The organism is Arsukibacterium perlucidum DSM 18276, from assembly GCF_000382165.1.
In the GTDB taxonomy this organism is placed as follows: Bacteria; Pseudomonadota; Gammaproteobacteria; order Enterobacterales; family Alteromonadaceae; genus Alishewanella; species Alishewanella perlucidum.
Genome location: NZ_KB907751.1, coordinates 1 through 6,562, shown reverse-complemented (window position 1 = coordinate 6,562; position 6,562 = coordinate 1). Strand labels below are relative to the sequence as shown.

7 protein-coding genes are annotated in these 6,562 nt (G+C 47.5%); 2 read left to right on the top strand and 5 right to left on the bottom strand.

Annotated elements, in window-relative coordinates:
• The 5 genes from H141_RS0119150 to H141_RS0119130 form a co-directional block, all read right to left on the bottom strand.
• Positions 1 to 1,438, bottom strand: a 1,438-nt coding sequence (locus H141_RS0119150) for an efflux RND transporter permease subunit (RefSeq protein ID WP_019677887.1), incomplete at its 3' end; no start/stop codon positions are given.
• A gap of 9 nt (positions 1,439 to 1,447) precedes the next feature.
• Entirely contained in the window at positions 1,448 to 2,449 is a 1,002-nt protein-coding gene (locus H141_RS0119145; RefSeq protein WP_019677886.1) for an efflux RND transporter periplasmic adaptor subunit, read from the bottom strand.
• Positions 2,450 to 2,527: 78 nt separating this feature from the next.
• A complete protein-coding gene (locus H141_RS0119140; protein WP_019677885.1) occupies positions 2,528 to 3,772 on the bottom strand; it encodes a TolC family protein in 1,245 nt (414 codons plus the stop codon).
• Positions 3,773 to 3,823: 51 nt separating this feature from the next.
• Entirely contained in the window at positions 3,824 to 4,189 is a 366-nt protein-coding gene (locus H141_RS0119135; protein ID WP_019677884.1) for a hypothetical protein, read from the bottom strand.
• A 61-nt stretch (positions 4,190 to 4,250) separates the two neighbouring features.
• Complete coding sequence (locus H141_RS0119130) at positions 4,251 to 5,156, bottom strand: cation efflux transmembrane domain-containing protein (protein ID WP_026349566.1); 906 nt, start codon at positions 5,154 to 5,156, stop codon at positions 4,251 to 4,253.
• Between the two features lie 73 nt (positions 5,157 to 5,229).
• On the opposite strand from H141_RS0119130, the gene cadR reads away from it, so the two are divergent.
• Together cadR and H141_RS0119120 are read left to right on the top strand one after the other, a co-directional pair.
• On the top strand, positions 5,230 to 5,643 hold the full coding sequence (cadR, locus tag H141_RS0119125) for a Cd(II)/Pb(II)-responsive transcriptional regulator (RefSeq protein WP_019677882.1): 414 nt from the start codon (positions 5,230 to 5,232) through the stop codon (positions 5,641 to 5,643).
• Positions 5,644 to 5,674: 31 nt separating this feature from the next.
• Positions 5,675 to 6,562, top strand: an 888-nt coding sequence (locus H141_RS0119120; protein ID WP_019677881.1) for a cation diffusion facilitator family transporter, incomplete at its 3' end; no start/stop codon positions are given.

The window sequence follows — 6,562 nt, the reverse complement described above, 5'->3', positions numbered from 1 at the left end:
CCATAGGATGAAACATTTTACCTTCGACACCGGTCAGTGAAAAAATAGGGATATACACTATGGTAATGATGGCCACACCGAACAAACTAGGCCGGATAACCTCTGCTGTTGCCAGATACACTGTATTTAAGCGCTCTCTCAGCGGTTGGATACTGCCGTTGTGTTGTGCCTGTGCCAGGCGTCGAACCGCATTTTCGACAATAATCACCGTACCATCAACAATTAAGCCAAAATCCAGCGCACCCAGGCTCATCAGGTTGGCAGAAACGCCGGCTTGTACCATGCCGGTAATGGTCATCAGCATTGATAGCGGGATCACCGCCGCAGTGATTAACGCCGCCCGCAGGTTGCCCAGCAGGATAAACAACACTACGATCACCAGTAATGCGCCTTCCAGCAGGTTTTTACTGACGGTTGCAATGGCTTTATCCACTAAGGTGGTGCGATCATATACTGCTTCAGCAATAACACCCTCTGGCAGAGAACTTTTGATCTGCTCCAGCTTTTGCGCGACATCGCGTGCCACTGTGCGTGAGTTTTCACCAATTAACATCATGGCTGTACCCAGCACCGCTTCTTTACCATCCTGGGTTGCCGCACCGGTTCGCAGCTCTTTGCCAATGGCAACATCGGCAACGTCACTCAGCTTTACCGGTATGGTGTCGTATTGCGTAATAATGACATTAGCAATGTCATCCAGAGAGGTTAACTGACCGGGCGAGCGTACCAGCAGTTGCATGCCCTCACGTTCAATATAACCGGCACCCCGGTTGTCATTGTTGGCTTGCAGGGCCAGTTCAACATCCTTAATACTCAGGCCATAATTAAGCAGTTTCAGTGGGTCGGGTAACACATGGTATTGCTTGTTGTAGCCACCAATGCTGTTTACTTCCACCACACCTTTAACTTGTGCCAGCTGAGGTTTTATTATCCAGTCCTGGATTTCCCGCAGTGCCATGGCATCGTAAGGTGAACCATTTTGTTGCAGTGCACCCGGTTTGGCCTGCACGGTATACATAAAGATTTCACCAAGCCCGGTTGAAATAGGGCCCATTTCAGGCTCTATGCCCTCAGGCAACATATCCTTGATAGCGCCCAACCGGGTGTTGATTAAATTGCGGGCAAAGTAGATGTCCGTGCCTTCTTCAAACACCACCGTTACCTGTGACAAGCCATAGCGTGACAATGAGCGGGTATAACTTAAATTGGGTAAGCCATACAGGGCAGTTTCTACCGGATAGGTAATACGCTGCTCGGCTTCAAGTGGCGAATAACCTGGTGCTGCGGTGTTTATTTGTACCTGAACGTTAGTAATATCCGGCACTGCATCAATCGGTAACTGTTGGTAGCTCCAGCTACCAATGGCAATAATCAACAGTGTCAGCGTTAAAAATAGATACCGCCTTGCAATAGCCAGGCGTAACATGGATTCAATCATAGTGCCCCCTTAATGCGCGTGCTCGGCTTCAGATTTTTCAATATCCGCTTTTAACAGATAGCTGTTTGTCGTGACATACCACTGGCCGGGCTGTAAACCGGCAATCACTTCGACATAATCCATGTCGCTGCGGCCAAGCTGTAATGGGGTAAAGACATATTCGCTATTGTTTTTCACGAAGACACCGCTTTGATTATCCAGTGTTTGAATGGCAGATTTTTTAACGGCAAGCTCAACGTTGAATTCACCGCTTATCACAGCTCCTTCGATCATTTGCCCGGACGACAGTTTACCGTCACGGTTATCCAGCTTAACTCTGGCCAGTTGATACGGCTGGGTTAATGACGGGATGATATGCGCAATTACGCCGTTAATCTCAGTGTCAGCGGCCATAATGACCACGTTTTGCCCTGTCGCGACAGCAACTTGTTGTGACGGATACAGGCGAAAATCTGCCCACAGGCTGCCAAAATCAGCAATGCTGAACAGCGTCTGCTGCTGTGCGACTTCACCAACATTGGCGCTGCGCTGAATAATAACGCCGTCAATTGGTGCTTTAATGGCATAGGTATTTAAGCTCTCATTTGACTCGACAACGGCCAGTACATCGCCTGCCTTTACGCTGTCACCCAGCGAGAACTTCACCGAGGTAAGAATACCGGGAAAACGGGCATTAACATGGCTGATGCGGTTTGGATCAGCGCTAAGCTTGCCATAAACTACCTGATGTTGGCGTAATAACTGGCTGTCAGCACGGTCTGTGACAATATTAACCGCCGTAGCCATATCATCACTAATGCGGCTGCTTAGGGTTTCATTGTGTTCATGCTCGTCGTTTTCGTCGTGCCCTTCATGCTCATTGTGTTCTTCATTTTTCTTAGCGTCAGATTGCGGTTTTACCGCTTGCTCTTTGGCATGGACATGAGCTTGTTCTTGCTCATTGGCGGCCATTACATGCATCGGCATAAGCCAGGCTGCAATAAACATTGCCAGTGTTACATGTGATTTCATAATGCTATCTTCCTGTATGTTTTGTTTGCCACGTCGCACAGTTAATGAAGTGCGGCAGCGGGGCAATAATCTTGTCGGTTACTGGGTTACCGGCTCGGCGGTAAGCTGTTCAATCGTCGCCTGGCTCAATAGCACCGCAGTGGCGGTTTCCAGTATTTGTCTTTTTGCCTGCAACAATTCTTGCTGGGCATTAAGCCAATCCTGATAATTTGAGCGCCCGCGCTGGAAAGCATCACGCGTAAGATCCAGCGCTTGTTCCAGGTTGGGGATCACGTACTGCGCCAACTGTTGGTGACTGGTAATAAATTGCTGCCGTTGCGAGTACGCATCAAACAAGCGCTCATGCAGGATCAGTAAGCTATCCTGCTGCCGATACTCAACATTGTTTCGCTCTGCCAGCGCAGCTTCGATGGCTGCACTATTGCGACGTTCAGCAAATAACGGCACTGAGATACCAAAGGTAAGGCCTGTATCATCACTGGCCTGATAGCGTCTTACCCCTACTTGCCAACTCAGATCGGCACGATTCTGGCTTTGCGCCAATCGCACTTCGGCGTCTTTTAACCGACGTTCAGAGGCAAAAATGGTTAGCGCCGGCGATTGTTGCAGCCGCTGATACAGCTCGGCAAAAGGGCGGCTTTGACCAAAAGCAAACAAATTACCTGCCACAACGTTAAAGTTGGCGCTGGTATCACCCCAAAAACGTGCTATGGCTATTTTTTGCCGCTCAATGCGCTGCAACAGGGCGTCCCGCCCGATCTGAACCTGAGCCAGTTGCGCCTTTGCCCGCATGATTTCAGCATCTGACAAAGCACCGCTGGCGGCACGTTTTTCTGCGCTTTGCAGCAGGGCTTCTGAGAGCTCTACGGCCTCTTCTGTCAGTGTCAATTCCTGCTGGCTGGCCAATAGATTAATATAATTGCGGGTAAGCTCTGCCAGCACATCGAGGGTTTGCGCTTGTTGCTGCCAATCAAGAGTATTGAGCCTGGCGTCTACTACCGCAGCGCGCCACTGAGCTTTATTATCCAGCTCTATCACGGAAGACAAGGCGACTGTCAGCTCAGCACCGGCCAGCCCTCTGGCCTCTCCGGTGCCCGCAACGTTCTCAAGATCTACACCGAGTTGATAACCGGGTTTAAGGCTTTGCACCTCACGCTCTGCCAGCAGTCGCTGTTGGGTAAATTTAAACTGATGCAGCTGCGGGTTGTGTTGCAGTGTTTTATCTATTGCCTGTTGTAATGTCAGTGCTTGCGGCTCGGCACGTAGCGGAAGCGCGCAAAATACCGCCGCCAGTATTGCTGGCAGCATTAGTGTCATACGCATGGGTATGCTCCTGAAAGTTAATCGTTAATAAAAAAAGATAAACAAGCAGGATCAGATATTTGGTGGAGGAACCGGTGGGCGATAGCTAATGAGGTTTAACCCTGGTTGGGTAGCGGCTATAACGCTGTCACGGAAGTTAAGTAGTTCCATGCCCTGAAAAAAAGCGATATAGCAGGTCACATGAGCATGATTACTGTGTTCGTCGGCTTCATGCTCAGAGTTATGTTCAACGTTATGTGCAGTGATTTGCTCACTGCTTACGTCGAAAAGGGTATCTGAGTGGCAGTGTTCATGTTGCAGGTCGGTGTAGGCATGGGCATGATCAGGCAAATGCATAACTAATGCATCACAGGCCATCACGGCATGATTCAGCATAATCAGCAATAGTAATAATAAGCCTGATGTACGACCTGACATAAATCCCTCAGTAAGTTAGCGCCATGGTAGCGCTATTGCAATACAACAACAAGTAACTCTTTTACGCTTTAATTTGCAAGATCCTACGCGCACCATTGAGTACAACTAATCCGATGATGAAACCCACTACCAAGTCTGGGTAAGGTGATCCTGTCCAAATAACCAGTATGCCAGCCAAAATAACGCCAACATTGGCGATAACATCGTTGGCAGAAAAAATCCAACTGGCTTTCATGTGCGCACCGCTTTCTTTTTGTTTATGAATTAGTAGCAGGCATGTCACATTAGCAATCAAAGCAATCGCTCCCATAGTGATCATCAAAGTTGATGCTGGCTCGCTGCCAAAAAGATACCGCCGTATGACCTCGCTAATCGCTCCCAACGCTAAAGCCAATTGAAGCCAGCCAGCAAGTTTTGCGGCATTTAATTTAGTTTTGCTACTTCGCCCGACAGCGTATAGCGCAACTCCGTATACGGCTGCGTCGGCAAACATATCCAGAGAGTCGGCTATTAAACCGGTCGATTGCGCCAACCAGCCAGTCACAAACTCTACCGCAAACATCACAGCATTAATGGCCAGCAACCACTTCAGAATAAAACCCTCCCGTTGCGAACGTGACGCCGTCGATTGGCTGACCTGGATTACTTCCTCTTTTTGTACCGCCCCGGTTTTTGTAAGGGACGCACCCAGCCCTAAGCTATTCATTTTTGCTTCAATTTCATTCGCATTATCAGCGTGAAAAACGCGAACCTGCCGTTGCGGGATATCAAACTGTAACAGAACACCTGACGAAACTGTTTCCAGCGCCATACGTATTAAGCGTTCCTCAGCAATGCAATCCATTTTAGGCACCCGGAACTCACTGACGTTGCTATATTTCTCATGAAAACCCGGTGCGTCGGCGCTGTTAGTTTCAATGTTGCTCGTGACACTACCCTTAGTATTGTTGCTGTCTTTTGAATTCATAACCGATAAACCTTGGGTTGTTATACAACCTAGTTTAAAGTCTATAGTAACTATAGAGTCAATAGGCCACAGCATGATAATAAAAATTGGTGAGCTGGCAAAAATCTCCGGCTGTTCTGTGCAAAGTATCCGTCACTATGAAAAAGAGCAGCTTCTTTCGGCGAAAATACGTAGTGATGGCAATTTTCGTCTCTATGATCAGGCCGACATCGAGCGACTGCTATTTATTAAATACTGCCGGAGTTTAGATCTAAGTTTGGCAGAAATTCGTCAGTTACTGAGTTTGAATGACTCGCCAATGTCGCAGTGTGATGATGTCAATCAGATGATTGAGCAGCATATCGAGCAGGTAGAACGCCGGATAGCGGAATTAACACTACTTAATAAACAATTAAAAGCTCTGCGTGGTAGCTGTACCTCAAAGCGCACGGTTGAGCACTGTGGTATTTTAAAACAATTAAACAAAGCCGTTAGTCAAAACAACTGAGCTATTTTTGGACTAAATGTAGAGGATACTCATGCATCAGCACAATCACTCCCAGCAAAAAGATGAAAGTGACAGTCGCATCGCTATGGCGTTTTTTCTTAATCTGGTATTTACCGTAATTGAGTTTGTCGGCGGTTGGTTAACCAACAGCACGGCAATTATGGCAGATGCGGTACATGATTTGGGTGACTGCTTATCAATTGGTAGTTCTTGGTTATTAAACCGACTTGGTCGTAAGTCTGCAAATCATAAATTTACTTATGGTTATCGCCGGCTCTCATTGTTGGGTGCGTTAGTTAACAGCTTGGTTCTTATTGGAGGATCGGTATGGATATTAACAGAAGCCATTCCACGTCTGTCCGATACGGTTATGCCAATGACAGAAGGCATGATTGCACTGGCACTTCTTGGTGTAACAGTTAATGGGTATGCGGCCTATCGGCTAAGCAAAGGAAATACACTGAATGAGAAAGTACTGAACTGGCATTTATTGGAAGATGTGCTGGGTTGGGTGGCGGTACTCATTGTGGCCATTGTGTTGCAATTTGTGGATTGGCCTATCCTTGACCCTTTGCTTTCTATTGGTTTCACCTTATTTATTTTGGTTAATGTTTTACGAAACCTCAGCACAACTGCGCGTTTATTTCTGCAAGCCGCGCCAGACAGCAAATTGCAAAATGAAATCCAGGATACCTTGCTGGAGATTGATGAGTTAGACAGCATTCATCACCTGCATCTCTGGTCGCTTGATGGTGAACATCATGTACTCACCGCACATGTGGTAACCAATGCCAGCAAGGCATTTACTGCAAACCATTATGCCGATATTAAGCTGCGTATTGCTAACGCATTGGAGCAGTTTGATTTAGCACATACCACGATAGAACTGGAGTTAACACAAGAACATTGTCGGGATGAA

Coding starts and splice junctions, on each gene's coding strand:
- cadR (WP_019677882.1), top strand. CDS start 5,230: ATGATAATAAAAATTGGTGAGCTGGCAAAAATCTCCGGCTGTTCTGTG.
- H141_RS0119130 (WP_026349566.1), bottom strand. CDS start 5,156: ATGAATTCAAAAGACAGCAACAATACTAAGGGTAGTGTCACGAGCAAC.
- H141_RS0119140 (WP_019677885.1), bottom strand. CDS start 3,772: ATGCGTATGACACTAATGCTGCCAGCAATACTGGCGGCGGTATTTTGC.
- H141_RS0119145 (WP_019677886.1), bottom strand. CDS start 2,449: ATGAAATCACATGTAACACTGGCAATGTTTATTGCAGCCTGGCTTATG.
- H141_RS0119135 (WP_019677884.1), bottom strand. CDS start 4,189: ATGTCAGGTCGTACATCAGGCTTATTATTACTATTGCTGATTATGCTG.